General features: G+C 49.7%; 15 protein-coding genes. 12 read left to right on the plus strand and 3 right to left on the minus strand.

The genetic code is table 11. The features are described from left to right. The first annotated feature begins 71 nt into the window (after positions 1-71). Entirely contained in the window at positions 72-923 is an 852-nt protein-coding gene (gene ttcA / locus QP938_04560; protein ID WIO75185.1) for a tRNA 2-thiocytidine(32) synthetase TtcA, read from the plus strand. A 59-nt stretch (positions 924-982) separates the two neighbouring features. Continuing rightward, positions 983-2,881, plus strand: a complete 1,899-nt coding sequence (locus tag QP938_04565; GenBank protein ID WIO75186.1) for an ATP-binding cassette domain-containing protein — start codon at positions 983-985, stop codon at positions 2,879-2,881. Positions 2,882-2,922: 41 nt separating this feature from the next. On the opposite strand, the gene QP938_04570 is transcribed toward QP938_04565, so the two are convergent. Continuing rightward, positions 2,923-3,429, minus strand: coding sequence for a hypothetical protein (locus QP938_04570; GenBank protein WIO75187.1), 507 nt, complete (start codon positions 3,427-3,429; stop codon positions 2,923-2,925). Positions 3,430-3,739: 310 nt separating this feature from the next. Between QP938_04570 and QP938_04575 the strand changes: the two genes are divergently transcribed. From QP938_04575 to QP938_04590, 4 genes are all read left to right on the plus strand, one after another. Beyond that, complete coding sequence (locus QP938_04575) at positions 3,740-4,252, plus strand: O-acetyl-ADP-ribose deacetylase (GenBank protein ID WIO75188.1); 513 nt, start codon at positions 3,740-3,742, stop codon at positions 4,250-4,252. A 54-nt stretch (positions 4,253-4,306) separates the two neighbouring features. Beyond that, positions 4,307-4,567, plus strand: a complete 261-nt coding sequence (locus QP938_04580; protein WIO75189.1) for a DUF5062 family protein — start codon at positions 4,307-4,309, stop codon at positions 4,565-4,567. 570 nt (positions 4,568-5,137) lie between these two features. After that, entirely contained in the window at positions 5,138-6,289 is a 1,152-nt protein-coding gene (gene gltS / locus QP938_04585; GenBank protein WIO75616.1) for a sodium/glutamate symporter, read from the plus strand. Between the two features lie 21 nt (positions 6,290-6,310). Next, positions 6,311-7,843: a TAXI family TRAP transporter solute-binding subunit gene (locus QP938_04590; GenBank protein WIO75190.1), complete on the plus strand. Its 1,533-nt coding sequence runs from the start codon at positions 6,311-6,313 to the stop codon at positions 7,841-7,843. Here QP938_04590 and QP938_04595 read toward each other — a convergent pair. After that, entirely contained in the window at positions 7,840-8,733 is an 894-nt protein-coding gene (locus QP938_04595) for a LysR family transcriptional regulator (GenBank protein ID WIO75191.1), read from the minus strand. The genes QP938_04590 and QP938_04595 overlap by 4 nt on opposite strands. Before the next feature lie 165 nt (positions 8,734-8,898). Between QP938_04595 and QP938_04600 the strand changes: the two genes are divergently transcribed. The 5 genes from QP938_04600 to QP938_04620 all read left to right on the plus strand — a co-directional run bounded on the left by QP938_04600 (position 8,899) and on the right by QP938_04620 (position 18,513). Beyond that, positions 8,899-12,012 (plus strand): TonB-dependent receptor, encoded by a 3,114-nt coding sequence (locus QP938_04600; protein WIO75192.1) that lies wholly within the window; start codon positions 8,899-8,901, stop codon positions 12,010-12,012. A gap of 77 nt (positions 12,013-12,089) precedes the next feature. Then, positions 12,090-13,265, plus strand: coding sequence for a M14 family metallopeptidase (locus QP938_04605; GenBank protein ID WIO75193.1), 1,176 nt, complete (start codon positions 12,090-12,092; stop codon positions 13,263-13,265). 21 nt (positions 13,266-13,286) lie between these two features. Further along, positions 13,287-14,609, plus strand: a complete 1,323-nt coding sequence (locus QP938_04610; protein WIO75194.1) for a diaminopimelate decarboxylase — start codon at positions 13,287-13,289, stop codon at positions 14,607-14,609. A 6-nt stretch (positions 14,610-14,615) separates the two neighbouring features. Beyond that, entirely contained in the window at positions 14,616-16,370 is a 1,755-nt protein-coding gene (gene ggt, locus QP938_04615) for a gamma-glutamyltransferase (GenBank protein WIO75195.1), read from the plus strand. Between the two features lie 49 nt (positions 16,371-16,419). Then, the gene (locus tag QP938_04620; GenBank protein ID WIO75196.1) at positions 16,420-18,513 is read left to right on the plus strand and encodes a CapA family protein; all 2,094 of its coding nucleotides are present in this window, start codon (positions 16,420-16,422) and stop codon (positions 18,511-18,513) included. Positions 18,514-18,544: 31 nt separating this feature from the next. Here the strand turns inward: QP938_04620 and fusA are convergent, their stop codons facing one another. Continuing rightward, entirely contained in the window at positions 18,545-20,587 is a 2,043-nt protein-coding gene (gene fusA, locus QP938_04625; protein ID WIO75197.1) for an elongation factor G, read from the minus strand. Between the two features lie 202 nt (positions 20,588-20,789). Between fusA and guaB the strand changes: the two genes are divergently transcribed. Then, complete coding sequence (gene guaB, locus QP938_04630; protein WIO75198.1) at positions 20,790-22,262, plus strand: IMP dehydrogenase; 1,473 nt, start codon at positions 20,790-20,792, stop codon at positions 22,260-22,262. Positions 22,263-22,451: the final 189 nt, after the last annotated feature.

Below are 22,451 nucleotides of genomic sequence, written 5' to 3' on the forward strand. Positions count from 1 at the left end.
CTTGTCGCTTTCCCCAGCTGTCCAGAAAACGTACAATAGCGCCCCATTTTTCACTCCGACCAGATACACCGATGTCAGATCAAGATAACCGCAAGCAACGCCTTGAATTCAACAAGCTGCAGAAGCGCCTGCGCCGCCATGTCGGCGAAGCCATTGCCGATTACAACATGATCGAAGAGGGCGACAAGGTGATGGTGTGCCTGTCCGGTGGTAAAGACTCCTACGCGATGCTCGATATATTGCTGAATCTGCAGCAGAGCGCTCCGATCAAGTTTGAAATTGTGGCAGTGAACCTGGACCAGAAACAGCCTGGATTCCCTGAGCATATACTGCCGGAATACCTTGAGAGTATCGGTGTTCCCTACGCAATTCTGGAAAAAGACACCTACAGCGTGGTGAAGTCGGTGATTCCGGAAGGTAAAACCACCTGTGGTCTCTGCTCGCGCCTGCGTCGCGGCACCTTGTACGGATACGCCCAGGAGATTGGTGCTACCAAAATAGCGTTGGGCCACCACCGTGATGACATTATCGAAACCCTGTTCCTGAATATGTTTTACAACGGCAAGCTGAAGGCTATGCCGCCCAAGCTGTTGTCTGACGACAAGCAGAACATAGTGATTCGCCCCCTTGCCTATTGTAAAGAGGCGGATCTGATTCGCTACGCCGATGCTAAAGTGTTCCCGATTATTCCCTGCAACCTGTGTGGCTCGCAGGAAAACCTGCAGCGTCAGGTGATCAAGGAGATGCTCAACAACTGGGACAAGCAGTTCCCGGGGCGTGTGGAGACGATCTTCTCCAGCATCAAAAATGTTGCTCCATCCCAATTGGCGGACAACGAGTTGTTCGACTTCAAAGGCTTGCAACTGGGTCGTATTGAAGTAGACGACAGTCTGTTTGAGCGTATTGATGTCGTAAACCTGTAGGGTGCGCCATGCGCACCAATTTTTGTTCGTAATCGCATACAGCGGAACAACCCAAAATTATGATTCGCCTTGAAACTATTGAACTGCGCCGCGGTGGCAAAGCACTGCTGCACGACGCCAGTGCGACCATCCATCCTGGCCAGCGTGTCGGCCTGGTAGGAGCTAACGGCTGTGGTAAATCGACACTGTTTGCCATGTTGCGCGGTGAGCTGGAGGTAGATCAGGGCTCGGTGTCATTCCCTTCCGAGTGGCGCATTGCCGATGTGGCCCAGGAAACACCGGCGCTGGAGCGCACGGTTCTGGATCACACCATAGATGCAGACTCGCATTTTAGAAAACTGCAACAGGAAATGATGCAGGCCGAAGGTGAGCGGCTGGCGGATTTGATGCACCAGTTTGAAGCTATTGACGGTTACAGCATGGAAGCCCGTGCTGGTAAATTGTTGCACGGTCTTGGTTTTAGTGAGGCTGAACAGAAACGCCCGGTAAAAAGTTTTTCTGGTGGCTGGCGGATGCGTATCAACCTGGCGCGTGCGCTGTTGATTCCTTCTGAGCTGTTGTTGCTCGATGAGCCCACCAACCACCTGGATCTGGATGCGATTTTCTGGCTGGAAAACTGGCTGCAGAGCTATTCCGGCACACTGTTGTTGATCTCTCACGATCGGGAATTCCTCGACCGGGTGGTAAACGGCATTATTCACGTCGAGCACCAGACCCTGTTCAGCTATAGCGGCAATTACTCCAGCTTTGAACGTCAGCGTGGCGAGCGTCTCGCGCAGCAGCAGGCTGTTTACGAAAAAGAGCAGCGCCAGAAAGCGCACCTGCAAAAATACATCGACAAATTCCGCTATAAGGCTACCAAGGCCCGTCAGGCACAGAGCCGTATCAAGGCGCTGGAAAAACTGACCGCTACAGCACCACTGCTGGCTGCCAGTGGCTTTGATTTTGAGTTTGGAGAGCCAGCAGCGCTGAGCTCACCCCTGATTTCGCTGGATCAGGTACAGGTGGGCTATGGCGAAAAGCTGATTCTCAATCGAATTCACCTCAATTTACAGCCCGGTGCCCGGATTGGTCTGCTGGGACCGAACGGTGCCGGTAAATCCACACTGATCAAATTGCTGGCCGGGCAGTTGCAACCACAAAGTGGTGAGCTGGTGCGGGGTGGAAATCTGGCGGTGGGCTACTTTGCCCAGCATCAGGTGGAAGCATTGGATATGCAAGCCAGTCCTCTGTTGCATTTGCAGCGCATCGCACCTCAAGCCAGCGAACAGCAGTTGCGGGATTTTCTCGGCGGCTTTGCGTTTCGTGGTGACAAGGTTAACGACACGGTTGGGCCATTCTCCGGTGGGGAAAAAGCACGCATGGCGTTGGCTTTGCTGGTTTGGCAGCGTCCGAATCTGTTGCTACTGGACGAACCGACCAACCACCTCGACCTTGATATGCGTGAGGCACTGGTGTTTGCGATACAGTCTTTTACCGGAGCTGTAGTGGTGGTGTCTCACGATCGTCACTTGCTGAGTACGGTGGTGGATGAATTTTATCTGGTAGCCAACGGTGTTGCTGCGCCCTTTGATGGCGACCTGGAAGACTATCACCGGTTTCTGCTCGATAGCGGAAGAAAATCGGAAAACAGTAAGTCTCAAGTCACCACCGCCAGTGTACAGCGCAAGGATCGCAAACGGTTGGAAGCGGAATTTCGCGCCAGCGTCAGTCCAATTAAAAAAGAGATTAATCAGCTCGAAAAACAGCTGGAAAAGGATTTGGAACAGCTCGATACTCTAGAGCAGCAGCTGGCTGACCCTTCGGTGTATGAAAAACAAAATGCCGAAAAAATGACTCGCTTACTTAAAGAGCAGGGCAGTTTAAAAACAGCGATGGAAGAGCGCGAAGCGCGTTGGCTGGAGCTGGAAGATTTGCTGGAAACCAAAAACAGTGAATTTCAGGCGAGCCTGGCTTAGCACCTGTCGGTAATAACTCAACAAAATAGCTGCGTATTCAGTTACGCAGCTATCGCATCCTCGCTTTCAATCTCATATTCAAATCCCGCCAATAACTGGTAGGAGTCGACAAAATCCGCTACTGAAGCGGATGCCTTGGCGTGAAAATAGCGGTGCCAGATTTTGGCTAATGCGACGATGTCCCCATCTTCCGGCAGCAGCAGGTTATGGCGTTTATACACCATCCAGGCGATTGCGGTGGCATAGTTCAGATTGGCGGTTAATTCCTGATGAGGGTTGTTGAGAAAGCTTCGTTGTCCGGCCAGGCCTCGAATATGACTGGCAAGGTCAGGTTGATCAATCAAGTATTTGTCCCACACCGCCTGATGGGTCTGTGGAGATATGTGGTAAATCCCCAGAAAGCGACCGGATTTCAGGTTCTGGCCCAACCCTGATTCTTGAATGGCGGTGCCAACCAAAAGGTTTTCGGCGGCTATCGACCAATCCCCAAGCTGCTTCAGGGTGTCGCGAACCACCATGGTACGCAACGCATTTGCGGCGAGCATCATTGCTACCTCCATCGGGCTTGCCATCCATTATGACGCCCGTTTTGTTGTTAATGGGCACTGATTTTTGGTGGCCCATATTTCAGTCAGGCTGTAATGCTTTCCCCCAGCCAGTCCTATTTCTTTAGTTTTTATAGGAGGTTAGATAAGGCTATTCAAGTTTTTGTGAAAAAAAATGGCTAATTTATGTGCATTGATGCACATTTGTGGTTAAAAAGTATACAGATTCTATTTTGGAAACATAGGCGACACTAATAGCTGTTAAAGCATTGACTGATTTGCTAGCTTTAAAACAGGCTATCAAGGAGTCGACATGCATCGATTACGAGTTCATCAGGGAGACATCACCAAGCTGGAAGTGGATGCCATTGTGAACGCCGCCAACAACCGCCTGGCGGGAGGTGGGGGTGTGGATGGCGCTATACACCGTGCTGCTGGGCCGCTGTTACTGGAGGCCTGTCTCAGACTCAATGGTTGTCCAACAGGCGAAGTGAAATTGACCCATGGATTTGACCTGCCGGCTCGATATGTACTGCATGCGGTTGGACCGGTGTGGCAGGGAGGGCATCACGGCGAGGCTAAATTGCTGGCCAAGTGCTATCAGCATGCCATGCAAATTGCTCGGGAAGAGGGAATTACCAGTATTGCCTTTCCCGCTATCAGTTGTGGGGTATACCACTTCCCTGCCGACCAGGCAGTGGAGATTGCTGTGCGCGAGGTGGTGAAGGCTTTGCCGGCTAACCCGCAGATAGAAGAGGTTGTATTCTGTTGTTACGATGATGAAATGGCAAACCTGTATCGGCAGCAGCTAGAAGCTGTTTCATAACCTAGCGAACGCAGTAGTTATGAAACTGCTTCAATAACAACAGGGATAATCACAATGAGCAAACTCAAAAATGAACCGCAACTGGTCAAGGAAGCAATTCGGGTTGGCATGGTCTATGCGAAAAAACGCGGTGTGGCGCAATTTGATGCAACCGATTCCGCTCATTTGAAAATTGAATATGTCTACCGGCTGCTGGTTCATGACAAGTTATTGCAGCCATTGCCGAAAGGGCAGGAAACCGAAATAAATATGAAGCACAAACTGGCAATGTGGATGTCCCGGCAACTGCCTGAAGGGCATGAGCTGTTGAAATAAAGCCCCGTTGGGTGAACTATTCATTTATGGTTTTCCAGTGCCAACTGTCACTGGCAATTTAGCTTTGGATCTCTAGCATACCTTCTTTCCCTTCTTTCCCTTCTATGCCTTTAGGGTCTTAGGTGTATAACCTAAGTCTATATAAGGCCTAACAATCGCCATAATCCTCAAACCAGATTCGCCATATACTGCTGACATAACTTCCGGGATGCAGGCGATAGTCGCAGGAGAAGTTGATGCTATTGCCTATGACGTACCATTGCTTAAATATCTGGTAGGTAAAGAGTTTCCGGGAGAATTGGAGGTGATACCTACTGTTGTTGAGCGGCAGGACTATGGAGTTACCTTGCCGACAGGCAGTCCTTTGCGTAATCAGATTAATCGCGTCATGTTGAGGATTATTACTCAACCGGTATGGCAAAACACGCTTCAGAGTTATTTTGGAAAATAAGATCTTCTATACCTGAAGGGCGATACATGTGTTCCCTGGTCGTATCAAACAAAGAAAGTGAATATATGAATATTGAAGTTAATTTGTTAGGAACCTTGCTGATTGCGCTATTTATTCTCATGGTGGGTTATATATTAACACGCCAGATTCCTTTCCTTAGCCGAAACAGTATTCCCGAGCCAGTTGTGGGAGGTTTGCTATTTGCCGTTTTTTCATCAGTGGCGCACTCCTTTTTTGGTGTTGATTTTGCGTTTGATATGAGTCTTAAAAGTCCTTTAATGGTGATGTTTTTCACAACCGTCGGTTTGGCTGCGAGCGTGAAACTACTAATTCGAGGAGGCCCCAAAGTTTTGTTATTTCTCGGGGTAGCTACGGTGATGTTAGTGGTGCAAAACATGATAGGTGTTTTGATGGCAAAGTCGGCCGATATGCACCCTCTGTTTGGCCTGGTGATTGGCTCCGTGACCTTGTCAGGCGGTCACGGTAATGGTGCAACCTATGCAGGGCTATTCAGCGGCCACTACAACTTGCAGAGTGTGCTTGAAATCGCCATGGCGTCGGCAACGTTCGGATTGGTGTTGGGTGGTCTCATCGGTGGTCCGGTGACTGAGCGCCTAATCCGTAAGCACAACCTGAAACCTGAAACGCCGCGACCTTCCAACGATGAAACCATTACCTACGACCTGGATGATAAAGATGTGGTAACACCGCGCCGCATGATGGAAACACTTTTAATGCTGGCCGGTTGTATGTTGGCAGGCGGTTGGTTGCACCAATGGGTGGTTGCAATGGGGGTAGTATTGCCAGCATTTTTAATGCCACTTCTCTTGGGCGTCTTGGCTACTAACCTGCTGGATGTCAGCGGCAAATATAAGGTCAGTAATGCGTGTGTTGATTTGTGGGGAACCATGTCACTGTCTATTTTTCTGGCAATGGCAATGATGTCCCTGCGTGTATGGGAGTTGTTGAGCCTGGCAGGGCCGATGCTATTGATAATTTTGGTGCAAGTAGTGGCGGTAATGTTGTTTACCTATTTCGTGACTTTTCGAGTGATGGGTAAAAATTACGATGCGGCCATTATGGCAGGTGGGCACTGCGGATTTGCAATGGGGGCAACACCCACTGCGGTAGCAAACATGGAGGCATTGGTATCTCGACACGGGCCGTCACCACAGGCATTTTTGGTGGTGCCGTTAGTGGGAGCTTTCTTTATCGATATTACCAATGCGCTGGTTATTCAGTTGTTTATGGCTCTTCCTGTTGTGTTGTAACCGGTGAAAACGGTGCGTTATATGAATCTGTCAAAGATAAAATGGATCGGTCGGTGTTTTCTGGTGCTTGCTGTTCTGTTAACAGCGGCATGCTCTCGTGGACCTTCTGATGAAGTGCTGAAAAGCGATTTGCAGCAGCGTATTGATAAGGTTTTTATCGATAAATTGTTGCAGGTTGAATCCTTCAAACGCTATGGCTCTCAGCCAATTCAATCAGTTGGTGGAGATAATGCAAAGCGACTGGCGGTGTATTACAAAGCCAACTTGTTGTTGCGTCGCGACCATCGATTTTCGGACTGGAGCAGTCAGAGCGCTGGCACCTTGCATCAAGTGCTTGGAGCAGCCTCGCAAGGTGTGGATGGGTTGACTCCCGAAGGTAATCGGGCGGGAGATCAGCTGTCGGCCTATGGTTTCAGTTTGTATCGGCAGACGGGTGATGGCTGGGAGCTTTTGTCAGAAGCTATTGTTAGAGATGATTTGGAATTACCCATTAAGACTGGTGTGGTGGCAACGCTCAACTCAGTACAAAACGCGCAACAGCCTGAATCGTCTTGGCAGCAGGAATTCCAGCAACAACTGAAATCCCTGTCGGTAGATATGGCCCGCTTGGGGCTGAGTTCCGAAGAGACGCAGATGCGTCAACAATTACAGTCTTCCCTAACAGCTGGAGAGCTGAATGTGCTTAAAGCCTATGGGAAAACAGTATTGTTAAGTGGGTCAGTACGAGGGAACTACCACACGATAGCGAAAGGTATCGAGTCTATATCGCCAGAATATGGTATTGAGATGACAGTCGTAGAGTCCCTTGGCGCACTCGATAATCTCAATTTGTTGGGTCGTAATTTGGCGCCACTGGCACTGACGCAAAGTGATCTGGCTGTAGCTGCATACAGGGGTTTACCACCTTTTGTACAGAGCTTATCAAAGTTGCGAGCAGTGGCTGCATTGTATCCGGAACCAATACAGATAGTAGTGCGAAAAAATGGTTTGACGAAAAGTTTACAAGATCTGGCAGGCAAGCGGGTAAGTATTGGCCCGGATGGTACTGGCACACAAATCAATGCACGCAAATTGCTGGCGCTTGCGGGGGTTGATGACACTGATTTTCAACGATGGAAAATCAGTGAATCTTTTTCTGAATTTTCCTCCGGTAGACTGGATGCATTTTTTATTACTGGTGCTTTGCCGTCGAGATATTTGGCTAGTCTGGGGGAGGACGCAGCCATAATACCGTTGGAGCCCGAAATTATCGATCAATTAATTCAGCAGCAAGGTTATATCTCCTACCAGATTCCAGCAGGGATTTATCCAGGTGTTGATGAACCAGTTGCAACGGTAGCTGTTACAGCGTTGTTGGTGGCCAATCGGGATGTGCCAGACGAGACGGTCCAGGCTTTGCTTAAGAGCTTATACAGTCCCACAAAACAGCATGCAATGTTTGGTGAGCATGGCGCAAGCCTGGAGCTGGACAGGGCGCTTACTGCGGTAGGCATACCGTTGCACCCTGTTGCCGAGAAGTTTTTGAGTGAACGCCAACAGGCCCTGGTGCATTAGGCCTGTTGAAATTCCTTGTAGGCCTTTTTGATGGATTTAACAAAATCCGCTGTCGTTTGGGAAAGCGGCTGTTTGGCGTGATAGAAACATTTGAGCTGGAATTCGATGGGTGGCTCTATGCCGGTGCTGATCACGTCATTACCGTCATCGGCATTAGCTGTAAATTCATCGAGAATTGCATAGCCAAGCCCGCGAGCAACGAGGCTTTTAGCCAGATAATAAGTTTGGGCTGTAATCAATGTCTGCGGAGAAATTTGCTCGCTGGCAAATCGTCGTGACAGAAGGTCACCGAGTGGGCCTGTATTTGAAATCGATATAAAGTGGTCTTCCTCAATGTCACCCAGTCTGATCCGGTCAGCAGTCTGTGCTTGGGCGGTTGGCTGAGCAATATGTACCAACTCGCCAGTTCCTATTTTTTCAGATTCGATACCGGGGTGTTCTCGATCAGTAAATACCAGGGCGATATCATTTTCATGTTCATAAATAGAATCAATAATCTGGTCGTAATGTTTGGTTTGAACATCAAAGGTGACACTAGGGTATTTGCGGTGATATGCCGCAATGGCATTAGGTAGCAGGTTTAAGCCGAGAGCGGGCATACAGACAACTCGAATATGACCGTGGGTATGTTCTTTGAGATTTTCAGCGGTTTTTTTAATCGCACCTATCTGCTGGTAAATCTTGCGCACTTCCTCAATCAGCGAATGGGCTTCAGAAGTAGGCACTAGCTTCCCTTTCACACGTAAAAACAGTTTAAAGCCCAATTGCATTTCAGCATGGCTTAACACTTTGCTGACCGAGGGCTGCGATACATGTAACAAGCGAGCTGCATCCGAAATGGAGCCGGTGTTATAGATGGCGTGAAAAACTTCAATATGGCGTAACCGCATAGCATGCCTGACTCAATGTAGTGAATTATCTCATAGACAAAGGTTATACCTTTGTTGGTTGTTGTCAATGGCTTAATTGAGAACTTTAACCATAATTAAGGTTAGGTACTTAAACGTACCGAAGTCGCAGTTCCATAAAACGATCACAAGATAAGAGGGGTTGAAATGGCAAGGTTGAAAAAAACCGGACTCAGTGCATTATTCTCTCAGGGTTTGGTATCTAGCTGTTCTCTACTGGTGTTGGCTCCACTGTCCATGGTATTTGCCGAAGAGGGCCCAGAGCCCAATAAAAAAGATGAAACCACCTTGGAAGAGGTAGTTGTTGTTGGTAGTCACATCAGAGGTGCGCGTATCGATGGTCAACTTCCAGTCACGCTGGTGAATAAGGAAGATATCGACGTAATTGGTGCTACCAGTGCTGAAGATTTGCTGAAAGCAGTGCCTCAAGTAGGTAATGTTCAGTTTAATAGTGATAGCGAGGGTACATCCTCCAACGATGTTCGCGGAGACGTAGCTTCTCTTAATCTGAGAGGCCTGGGAGCGGACAGTACTCTCCCGTTAATCAATGGCCGACGTATGGTCATTCATCCGGGTTCCACAACTGATGATGGCGTACCAATCCATTTTGTGAACCTGAATACATTGCCCACGCTTGGCGTCAAGCGTGTTGAGGTGTTGAGGGACGGTGCTGCGGCAATTTACGGTACCGATGCAGTGGCTGGTGTTGTCAACAATGTGTTGGATACAGATTTCGAAGGCCTTGAAGTATCCATGCGATACGGCAGTTCCCAAGGGACATCGCTGAATGAGAAAATCATTAATGCACGCGGTGGTTTCACATTGAATGACGGAGCTACCAATATTACAGCTTTTATTGGTATGTCTGACCGCAGCGGTATGAAGGCTTCAGAGCGTTCCTATTCAGCTAATTCCGATATGCGCTTTTTACTGCCTGAGGAGTTTCAGTCGGATTTAAGTGCCCGGAATAATTCCAGCTTTTCCCAGTTTGGACAATTTCGCACCGGTGTGGCTACTGGAGATTTTGGAGAAGACAGTACCGGGTTTGACAGAACGCGCGTATCCGGTTGGACAACCAGTTCCGGCCAGTTCCACCTGCAACCGGTCGGGATCTTCCCGAATGCCAGCCAGCAGAGTGGTGATTTATTGCCGCAACTCCCAGGCTATGAAATAGATGATGGTAGCTCGACCTCAACATCTACCTCTTCCGGGAATGGCATCGACAACGGTCAGTTCATCGTAAACCCGTTGCGTTTCGACCAAAATGGTGACAACCGCCTTATCGTGCCCGACCGCGACCGCCTGAATCTTTTTGGCACCATTACCCATGAGTTTGACAGTGGCATGAAGCTGTTTTCGGAGTGGGGATATTACAAGGCTGAAACCAGTACTTTCTTTGGCCCACATGTAATCAGTGGCTCAAACAACTTCATTATTCCAGCCCAGAACTACTACAACCCGTTTGGCCCTCTCGGTAGCCCTAATAAAGTGGCAGGCCCCGACGAAGGACTGGATGTTGACGTTGAAGGATACCGCGTTCTGGACGCTGGCAATCGCACAATTCGTGTGGATAACACTTCCTACCGAGTGGTTGTTGGCCTGGAAGGTAACTGGGAAGATTGGGAGTGGGAAGGGGCACTTTACCACTCGGAAGGTGAAAGTAATGATCGCTCAGAGCAGTTGAGCCGTTCACTGATGTTTGCCGCTGCCAGTCGTACCGATGCCAGTGCCTATAACTTCTGGGATGCAGGCACCCAGCAACAGGATGTGGACTTTGTTGTAACGGTCGCCCGGGACACTGAAACGAAACTTCAGGGGGCTGACTTCAAAGTGTCGAACGGCAACCTGTTTGCCCTGCCTGCTGGTGATGTAGGCGTGGCCCTGGGGATGGATTATCGACGGGAAGATTGGTCTGATGATCGCGATGATCGCCTGGATGGAACTATCAGCTTCACCAACCCACTGACCGGTGAATTCTTTGACAGTGACATCATGGGTGTAAGCGCTACACCGGATGCCAGTGGCGATAGGGATGTGCTGTCGACTTTTGCTGAATTCGCAGTTCCATTGTTGGCCGATATGCCACTGGTACAAAGCCTGGACGCACAGCTGGCGGTTCGCCGTGAGGATTACAGCGATTTTGGCAGTGTAACCAAGCCCAAGGTAGCTCTTTCCTGGCGCGTCAATGACTACCTAATGTTCCGCGGTGCCAAGTCAGAAGGGTTCCGTGCCCCCAACCTGGAGACAGTTAACCAGACCAGTGTGTCTCGTTTTGGCAATGGGTTAGAAGACTTCCTGCGTTGTGAAATTACTGGCGACGACAGCGACTGCAGTAGGCCAATTACTTCGAATCGCTTGGGTAACCCTGATCTGGGGCCTGAGGAGTCGAAAAATACCACCTTCGGTGTGGTGATACAGCCTACAGATGATCTCACCTTCACAGTCGATTATTGGAAGATTGAGCAAGAGGGCATTGTGGGCCTGTTTGGACGCGATAACCTGTTGCTGGAGGATATTGTGCTTCGTTCTCAGGGCAGTTCCAGCAGCAGCGTAGTGCGTTTTGCTCCCACTGAGGCGGATCAGGATGCCATTGACATATTCAATTCTGCAAATGGCACAAGTCTGGCAGCAATCGGTGAATTGCGCTACGTCGAAGACACTTTCTTCAACCTGCAGCCCAGAACCATACGCGGTATAGATACCGGTATTAGATGGAATCTGGATACGGATGAGATGGGTAGCTTTACCTTCAAGGGTAACATTGCCTACTTGAAACAATACGACCAGGCGGCTTCACCGAGAGAGCAGGCATTGCTGGAAGCTATCAGCGACCCGGGATTCCAGGCACTTTATGGGGTGACGGTTTCCGATGCGGATGTGTCTGAAGAAGTCGGCTCCCAGATCCAAAATGAGAAATTGCCCAGAGTCCGTGCAACGGTTTCGGCCACTTGGCGTAATGGGCAGTGGGGCGCGGGTCTGTTCGGTCAAATGGTTGGACACGTCTACGATCAGGATATCACCAGCAGTGTCGATGGCAGGGCCTATAAGGTAGAGAGTTACACCACCTTTAATGGCTACGCCCAGTATCGCTTTGATGGCGGTTCACTCGACGGAGTACGTGTACGTCTGGGAGCTCGAAATTTGCTGGATAAAGAGCCGCCCTTGTTCCCTGATTCTTCACGGGGCTACTCACCTGAATTGCATAGTGCCTATGGACGCTACATGTATCTTGATGTGCGTAAACAATTTAATTTGAATTAAGTTTTCCCCCCTAAAGGTTTGGGGAGGTTTTCCTCCCCCTTTTTTTCTTAATACAAAGTATTTGGTGTGGAGGTTTTGTGAAGCGGTATCAAGGATATCTGCTGGCCTTTGCCAGTTTGCTTGTGCTCGGATGTGCTGAAAGCCCGTTTCAGCCCTACAGTAACTCAGGTGACTGTAGCTTTGACTCAGTGCGTTTTGAAGCAGACTTTCAAACTGCCCGATTATCGGCTTGCCGCCAGGTTGGTAATGAATATCAATTGTTAATAGAGCCGGAGTCCAACCCTGCGCACCACAGTCCGTGGTATGCATTTTCAGTGCAGTCCGATCACCAGCAGAAGATTGTGATAAAGCTGGTTTATGCAGATAAAAAGCATCGTTATTCACCCAAAATAAGCAATGATAAACATCACTGGACCCAACTGGATAACAGTAGTATATCAGTGAAAAATGATGGCCAAACTGTGCGTATGGTGTTGGAAGTCGGATCGAAACCGCTATATGTGGCCGCACAGGAAATTTTTGACAATGACAACTATGAACAATGGGAAAGCATACTCGCTAACAAACCCTACGTTAATCGCAGTGTGATTGGCCTGACAGAGCAGGGTCGGCCAGTGACAAAGTTAGAAACCCAAACATCTGATAGCAATGATTACCTGGTTCTTGTTGGGCGGCAGCATCCGCCTGAGGTAACCGGAGCATTGGCTATGTTCCACTTTGTTAACACAATTCTTTCTGATTCAGACTTGGCAGTTCAATTTCGAAAGCATATCAATCTGCTAATTGTACCCAACATGAATCCCGATGGTGTGGCATTGGGATACTGGCGAAAAAATACCAACGGTGTTGATTTGAATCGCGATTGGGGACCATTTGAGCAGGCGGAAACCCGTCTAATTCGCGATGAACTCAACCGATTCCAAGGTGATGAAAACATACGCTTTTTCCTCGATTTTCACTCTACCAGTGAAGATATTTTTTACACCATGTCAGAGGGGCTACCCGGAAATCCCTCTGTGCAAATAGATTCTTGGTTAAATGCAATTGCACGGCGTATGCCGGACTACACCGTTCGCCGCCGTGCCAGTTACAAACCGGATTCCTACATTTCTAAAAATTATATCTATAAAACATTTGAAGCACCTGCGGTTACCTATGAGATGGGTGATAACACCAGTCGGGTTTTAATTGCGCGCCAGGCGACTGTGGCTGCGGAAGAGATGATGAAGCTGTTGTTAAAACAGCCTCAATAGTGACAATAAAGAGGTTGTCTGATGAACGATTATGAATTTGAATGCGAGTATGGTTCAGATCCGGTTAGAGTTTGTATTGAAAATGCGATAATCGCAAAAGCGGCTGTTGCTAAAGGACTGTTGACGGAAGAGAGTCCGGTAGTAGGGTTTGTGGATACTGATGCAGTAAGTAAGACAATCGCTGATTTGCATAAGGCTTTCCCTGCACACTTTACCCACTTTTTTGCGGTGAAAGCCAATGGCATGCTTGAAGTGCTCAAGCTGTTGAAGCGCGAGGGTATGAAATGTGAAACAGCCAGTCCAGGTGAATTGCAACAGGCTCTTAATGCTGGATTTACCGGTGCGGATATTGTGTTTGACGAGCCCGCCAAAACACCTTCAGTGATCAAGAAGGTGTTGAGCCTTGGTGCGACCCTGCATGTTGATAATTTTGAGGAATTGGAGCGTGTAAAAGTCTTGCTTGAAGGCGATCAGTATTCCGGAGAGATCGGTTACCGAATTAACCCCCAAGTGGGCAGCGGTGTAATTAAAGCCATGAGCACCGCAGGCCAACACTCGAAATTCGGCGTACCTCTTGATGATCCCGGTAATCGTGAGCAAATCATCAATGATTACCTTTCACATCCCTGGCTTAATACCATGCACACTCACGTAGGTTCACAGGGTTGTTCTTTTGAACTGATAGCTGAAGGTATTGGGAAGGTGGTGGCGCTTGCCAAAGAGGTTAATCAACGAGCAGGAGAGCAGCGTATTCAATCCATCGATATAGGTGGTGGATTGCGAGTTAATTTTTACAGTGACAAGGTGACACCAACATTTAAACAGTATGCCGATTTTCTCAAAAAGAAAGTGCCGGAGCTGTTTACTGGTGAGTTTCGGGTAAAAACTGAATTCGGTCGTGCCATTATGGCGAAAAATGGCTCAATACTGGCGCGAGTAGAGTACGCAAAAAATAGTGGTGGAAGACATATTGCCACCACCCACGCGGGTGCCCAGATAGCTGCTCGAACTATATTTATGCCTGAAGCCTGGCCATTAAGGTTGTCAACTTTTGATGCCAATGGTGAATGCAAAACAGAGAATGTTATTGAGCAGGATATAGCTGGACCCTGCTGTTTCGCAGGTGATGTCGTTGCGCATCGCCGCAAGTTGCCCAAGCTTGAAAGTGGCGATGTAATTATGCTGCACGATACCGGGGCGTACTATTTTTCAAATCCCTTTTTCTACAACTCATTGCCTGCACCAGCCGTTTACGGCTATCGGATAGGTGAAGGCGGTGAGGTAGAGCTGCGCGAATTTCGTCCGCAGCAAACAGTGGAACAAATGATGTCAGTGATAGGGTGATCGCCAATGAATAAAAGACCGATGTGCCGTTGGATGGCGGTGGTGACTGCAACCATTTTGTTTATCTGCAGCACGATCAGTTGCGCGTCTGACCATGTGAAAGACGAAACTGCCATCATTCGCTACGACAGTATCCACCACCCGGTGATTGGCTCAGGTGGAATGGTAGCCAGCCAGCGCCAATTGGCCAGTGAGGTTGGCGCTGACATTTTAAGGCGAGGCGGAAATGCGGTTGATGCTGCGGTAGCCACCGGAATTGCCTTGTCGGTAGTGTTGCCTCGGGCAGGTAATCTTGGCGGCGGCGGATTTATGTTGGTGCACTTGGCCGAGGAGCATAAAACTATCGCTATTGATTATAGAGAGATGGCTCCAGAGGCTGCTCGAAGCGATATGTTTCTGGATGAGCAGGGTAATGTAGATGAGCAAAGAGCGCGATTTAGCCATCTCTCTTCCGGAGTTCCGGGAACAGTTGCCGGTCTTGCGCATGCTCTTGAGAAATATGGCAGCATGAGCTGGCAGCAAGTGGTTGAGCCATCGATACAGCTGGCCGAAAAGGGAATTGTGGTTTCTTACGATTTGTCAGAAAACTTAAAAAGCCGCCAGGGCTGGCTGACCAGTAATGCTGCAACAGCAAAAGCCTATTACAAAGCAGGTGGTGTTCCCTATGAGCCTGGTGAGGTACTGATTCAGCCAGACCTGGCCTGGACATTAAAGCAGCTGGCCAAAAACGGGCCGGAAGCATTTTATCGTGGTGATATTGCCGACAAAATTGTTGTTGAAATGCGAGCTCATGGTGGTTTGATCACCAAAAAAGATCTGGCTAATTTCAAGGTGGCCGAGCGCGAGGTTGTAACAACCGATTACCGAGGTTATCAAGTGGTGTCTATGCCACCAACCAGCTCAGGTGGTGTCCATATTGCCCAAATGCTCAATATTCTCGAGCACTTCCCGATTAAGGAGCAAGGGGCAGGCAGTGCGGCTAATGTTCATCTGTTGGCGGAGGTGATGAAGCTGGCGTACGCCGATCGTAGTAAACACCTTGGCGACCCCGATCATTACCCTGTGCCGATTAAGGCGCTGACCGGAAAGTCATATGCTAAAGAGCTGGCGGAGACTATTTCAATGGATCGCGCCAAGCCTTCCAGCGAGATACTGCCTGGTAACCCTTCGCGATGGGAAAGCCCGGATACCACTCATTTTTCAGTGATGGATGCATCGGGCAATGCGGTTTCCAACACCTATACCCTGAACTTTTCGTATGGATCAGGCATCGTTATTCCCGGCACAGGTATTTTAATGAATAACGAAATGGACGATTTTTCCTCCAAGCCAGGGGTGCCTAATGCGTTTGGCCTGGTTGGTGGCGAGGCGAACTCGATTCAGCCGGGCAAGCGCCCACTCAGTTCTATGACACCAACCATGATTTTTCGTGATGGAAAACCCTATGTAGTTACTGGAAGCCCGGGAGGCAGCCGCATCATTACCACTGTGCTGCAGATATTGGTCAATGTGATGGATCACGATATGAATATTGCCGATGCAACCCATGCTCCTCGTGTTCACCATCAATGGCTGCCGGATCAATTGGAAATGGAGCCAGGCTTTAGTCCCGATACTGTGGCGCTTTTACGTCAGAAAGGTCATCCGATTGTTGAGAGCAAAACGATGGGAAGCCTGCAGTCCATTATGTGGAAAGACGGTCTATTTTATGGTGCCTCTGACCCACGCAGGCCAGATGCCGGAACGGTACCGGTTCATTAACTACGCAATATTCAGGCAATTCAATGCCAGTTAAATGATGGGAATTGAAATGATGTGCAGGTTAGCAAGGTGCAGTGGGAGAATTCACGGTGGTTTATTTGCCATTCTGGCTATCGTGGCATTTTTGGCGGTAAGCGTATCGCTGTTCACAAAGGCCAGCGGTGATATGGTCGGGATTGATGGGCAAGTAATTGATGAATCGGGAGACCTGCTGCAGAGTGGTTCTATAACCATTAATGGTGACGCTGCACAGATCCGCGATGGTCGGTACCAGATAAGAGTGGCTAGTAAGCCCGTCTATCGCATCGAATTGAATATTGACGGGTACTATCCTGCAATTCACACCTTTTCGCCTCAGGAAATAAAACAAAATAAAGGTGACATTCCTTCAATTACCTTGGTAAGCAGAAAGCCCGATAGAACTCTGTTTGCTTTTGGTGGTGACTTAATGACCGGGCGACGTTTGTACAAGCCACTGGCAGGAGATGAACCACTGCTAATAAGCGGTGATGAGTTGACGCGGTTAAAGCAGATGCTGAATCCGATTCGCCCTTATCTTATGTTGGCTGATATAGCATCTATCAATCTGGAGACTATCCTCGCTTCTGAATCTCCGGCCACAGAGACTCCAAAGAGCGTTACTTTTTATTCCCATCCGGTAACCCTGGAAGCACTGAAGTGGGCGGGGGTAGATTACCTGACTCTTGGGAATAACCATGTTTATGACTTTGGTGATGCCGGTGTTAAAACTACCCTGGATGCATTAACTGCAAGTGGTTTGGGCTACTCCGGTGGTGGAATGAATGAGAAGCAGGCTCTGAAAAGTTACACAATTCAGCGGGCGAAAGAGGAATTCAGTTTATTGGGGTTTGTCGGCTGGAAAGGCAATTTTACTCCCAATCAAGTGGCCGAGGCAGACAAGGGAGGTGCCGCCTGGGGCAGCGACGACAATATTGTAAACGCAGTAACGCGTGAAAGTGCTCGAGGCAATGCGGTTGTGGTGCAGTACCACGGCAACAGTGAGTACAGTTATGGGCCGACCGAAGAGGGTTACCGGCGTATGCGGCTTGCGGTGGACAGCGGTGCCGATTTGGTAATAGGTCACCATCCCCATGTCTTGCATGGCTTTGAGTTGTACAAAAATAAATTGATTGCCTATTCACTGGGTAACTTTTTATTTGATCAGTACTTTCAGGAAACTCATCGTTCGGCATTGTTGTACGTGTGGATGGATGGTGACCAGTTTGTACGCGCAGAAGTTGTGCCGCTTTATATAAAACACTATCAGCCGACTCCGGCGGTGGGAGCAGTACGCGATCATATACTGCGCCGTTTGAAGCATCAGTCAATTCTTGAGGGAGTTCAATTGTCGGTCAGTGGTGGTCACGCTGCCATTACACCGAATGGGTCAGCAGATATTGAAACGAAACCGGGACGTGAATTGGCGTTGCAGCTGGACAGACAAGGACAATGGAGCGGTAAGCTGTCAATGAACTGGCAGGAACAGTTAATGAATGTCTCCGCGAAGGATGAAATCTCGTGCCAACTGGGAAGAGACATTCTGGTCACCGGTGATTTTGAGTCTGATCATGGTCTGGTTACCCAGCCAGGTACATGGCGTTTGTCGAATGGCGCTAAGGTTGTTGGTGCTGGCAATGGTAGTGAATACGCACTGGTGTTGGCCACTCATACAGACCAACCTGCTGTAGCGAAGACTCGTGGGTTTCACCGCCTGACTGAGGCAGAGTTCGGCATTACTCACTCGTTGTTGGGGCAAATAAAAGGTAAGGCTGGCCAGGAAGTAGAAGTGTGCCTGGAGTATGCGTCGAAAAAACAGTCATTCACCAAGTCATTGGCGCAACCTGAACGCGAATGTTTTGATTCGATACGCCTGACAAATTCGGAATGGCAACCGTTTCGGGTGGATTTTCCGGCGGTTGATAAAGCAACCTACAAAGGTTATCGGTTGCATTTACAAAGTGATTCTTCTTCTCCGGTTGCGCTGGATAATTTAAGTTGGACTTTATGGCAAGCGCGAGGTAGTTGTGATCATATGTCGGTTGGAAGTGTAAATGAAGATGTGTTGGCTATTTACGGAAAGCCGGACTCAGAGCTGACGATCGAAATTGGTAGCGTCCAATAACTCGGGCGCTAGACCAGGGGGCTGATGACTTTTAACTGTCATCAGCCCTCGGCTTATACCCTCTCACCAGTTCTTGCTGAATATTATCGGGTACCCTTTCGTAGTGACTGAACTCCACTGTGTAATTACCTTCTCCGCCAGTCATTGCGTTTAATCGTGACTGATACCCTTCAAGACCACTTAGCGGTACCTGGGCGCTTATTTCCACTTTGTTGCCAAGTACCTGGGTGCCATTGATCATGCCATGACGCGAGGACAGGTCACCGGTGATATCGCCAATGCTGCTGTCCGGTGCATTAATGACAGTGCTGACCACAGGCTCCAGAACTATGGGTTTGGCTTTGGTGATCGCGTCCTGAAAGGCTTTTTTGCCTGCAGTAACAAAGGCGATCTCTTTGGAGTCCACCGAGTGGTGTTTTCCATCCTGAACAATCACGCGAATATCCTGAAGTGGGTAACCGGCAATAACACCTTCATCCAGAACTTGGCGAATACCTTTTTCCACGGCGGGAATAAATTGTGTGGGAATAGACCCGCCCACCACTTTGTTGACGAACTCAAACCCCTGACCTCGTTCCAGCGGTTCTACCTTCAGCATTACTTCGCCAAATTGACCGGCACCACCAGTCTGTTTTTTGTGGCGGTAGTGGCCGTCAGCCGGTTTTGAAATGGTTTCCCGGTAGGCGATGCTGGGTGGTTGGGTTTCCAATTCGAGTTGGTACTGTTGTCGCATTTTCTCTAATACGATGCGCAGGTGTAGATCACCAGAGCCGTACAAAACGGTTTCATTCAAAGAGGCGCGGAATTCGACTTTCAGACTCGGGTCTTCCATCGCCAACTTGTGCAGGGCTGTGGAGAGCTTCTGCTCATCGCCACGGCGAGTGGTTTGTATAGCAATTCCGTGCATAGGAGGTGGTGAGGGCATGGGTTCCAGGAACAGGTGGTCTTCATCGTGAGAGTCATGCAGCACGGCGTCGTAGTGAATTTCGTCGACTTTGGTGACGGCGCAGATATTGCCGGGGCCGGCTGAGTGAATTTCAGTGTATTTCTTCCCCTGTAAAGACAGCAGGTGGGAAATTTTGAATTGTCGCGACTCGCCAATATAAAGCGATTGCCCCACGGTTACGGTTCCCTGCCAAATGCGAAAAATCCCCATGACTCCAACAAAAGGGTCCACAGTCACTTTGAAAACATGAGCAATGACATGTTCTTTGGGATCAGGAGTAATTGCTACTGGAGTGGTTTTGTCGCCGTCCCGGCGTAAAAAGTGTGGTGGGTTGCCCTCCAGAGGATTGGGCATCAGCCGCTCAAAAACTTTCAGTAGCTCCGCCAGGCCAGCTCCAGTGCGAGCGGAAACAAAGCAGACTGGTATCAGGTGGCCCTCTCTCAGACACTGTTCAAACGGTTCGTGAAGTTGCTCGGGGCTGAGCTCCTGGCCTTGTTCAAGGTAAAGCTGCATCAGCTCTTCATCCACTTCCACCACCTGGTCCACCATGGCGGTATGAGCTTCTTCTACGGACGAGAATGCTGTGGCAACATCGCCGTGCTGAAAAAAACAGTCCACTACGCTCTCACCATCCGCGGAAGGGAGGTTAAGGGGTAGGCACTCTGCTCCAAAGCGCTGTTGAATGTCGGCCAGTAACTCTTCAAGGTTTCCGTCGCTGTCGATCTTGTTGATGATGATCATCCGGCACAGATCGCTTTCAGCGCCCCCATTGAGCATTTTTTCGGTCATGCTCTCTATGCCGCTTTGGGCGTTGATCACTACCGCCATCGCATCAACTGCTGCCAGCGAACTTATGGTGCGGCCGGCGAAGTCAGGGTATCCGGGGGTGTCGAGCAGGTTGATGTGAATCTGGTTGTGATTGATCTGGCAGATGGCGGTATCGAGGGAGTGTTGCTGTTCTTTTTCAAGGGGGTCAAAGTCGCTGACCGTTGACCCCCTCTCAATCGTTCCCGCCTGGTTGATTTCTCCCGCGTGGAGCAGCAAGGCCTCGGTAAGCGTGGTCTTGCCTGCGCCGGCGTGACCGACCAGCGCCAGGTTGCGTATCTGTTCTGGTTTGCGGAGTGTCACGGTTAACTCCTTCTGGCTTCATTGTTTGATAAGCATAGCCAAAACTGATCACTTGCGACCGTCTAATTAGCCTGATATCGACAGCCCCTTGAGTAATTAGTATTTACAATGCAATTGGACTATCCCTTGACATTAAAAAATCTTATAATGCCGGGTTTACCCAAGCCCACTTCCAACTCGTTTTGAAAACTGGAGAAGCGCCTTGCACACCCTGAACGAAGCTCTCACCTTTGACGATGTCCTGTTGGTTCCCGGTTACTCGGAAATCACAGCCAAAGATGTCAGCCTGAAAACCCGTCTGACTCGTGACATTGAGCTAAACATGCCGCTGGTATCCGCCGCCATGGATACCGTAACTGAAGCCCGCCTGGCAATTGCGATTGCCCAGGAAGGTGGTATCGGCATTATTCACAAGAGCATGACCATTGAAGAGCAGGCGGCTGAAGTTCGCGCGGTCAAAAAATACGAAAGTGGTGTGGTTAAAGATCCAATCACTATCGATTCCAGCGCTACCATTCAGGACCTGGTTGCCCTGACTCGCCAGAACAACATCTCTGGTGTTCCTGTACTGGATAACGGTGAGCTGGTGGGTATTGTTACCCGTCGTGATGTGCGTTTTGAATCCAATATGAACGCCACCGTCGGCTCCATCATGACGCCGAAAGAAAAGTTGGTAACCGTTAAAGAGGGCGCTTCTGCAGATGAAGTGCGCGAGTTGCTGCACAAAAACCGCATCGAAAAAGTGCTGGTGGTGAACGACAACTTCGACCTTTGCGGATTGATTACCGTTAAAGATATCGATAAGGCCGAGCAGTTCCCGAACGCCTGTAAAGACGATCAGGGTCGACTGCGCGTTGGTGCTTCAGTAGGTACCAGCCCTGATACTGACGATCGCGTAGCTGCCCTGATAGCCGCCGGTGTTGACGTTCTGGTAGTAGATACTGCTCACGGTCACTCCAAAAACGTGATTGACCGCGTTCGTCGTATTAAGCAGCTCTACCCGGAGATGCAGGTTATCGGTGGCAACATTGCTACCGGTGAAGCCGCACTGGCTTTGGCAGAAGCCGGCGCCGATGGTGTGAAAGTGGGTATTGGGCCAGGCTCCATCTGCACCACCCGTATCGTTTCCGGTGTTGGTGTGCCGCAGATTTCGGCTATTAACGACGTAGCTACAGCCCTGAAAGATCACAATATTCCGGTGATTGCCGACGGTGGTATTCGCTTCTCCGGCGACATCGCCAAAGCGATGGTAGCTGGTGCTCACGCCGTAATGATGGGCTCCATGCTTGCCGGTACTGAAGAGGCACCGGGCGAGATTGAGCTTTACCAGGGCCGTTCTTACAAGTCCTACCGTGGTATGGGTTCCCTGGGTGCGATGGCTCGCACACAAGGCTCCAGTGACCGCTACTTCCAGGACGCCAGCGCCGGTGCAGAAAAGCTGGTGCCGGAGGGCATTGAAGGCCGCGTACCATACAAAGGGCCGGTTTCTGCCATTATCCACCAGATGATGGGTGGCCTGCGTTCAGCCATGGGCTATACCGGCAGTGTGGATCTCGAGACCATGCGCACCAAGCCGCGTTTTGTGCGGGTAACCGCCGCCGGTATGGGCGAGAGCCACGTACACGACGTACAGATTACCAAAGAAGCGCCTAACTACCCGGTAGGTGGGCGTTAATTCGGTATTGCTTTAAGCGACGGGGCCGGAAGGCCCCGTTGTGGTTTAAATGACAGGTCGCACGTCGCACGACTGACGTCGCACGCAAACAGCGGTTCCTCGCAAGTGTGAAAGTCAGAAGAGCTTCGGTGACTACCCGGTGTTAGGTTTGCGGTTGGTTTTAAGCGTGCGACGTGCGACGTCAGACGT

The sequence above is a fragment of the Porticoccaceae bacterium LTM1 genome, from assembly GCA_030252795.1.
In the GTDB taxonomy this organism is placed as follows: Bacteria; Pseudomonadota; Gammaproteobacteria; order Pseudomonadales; family Porticoccaceae; genus SCSIO-12696.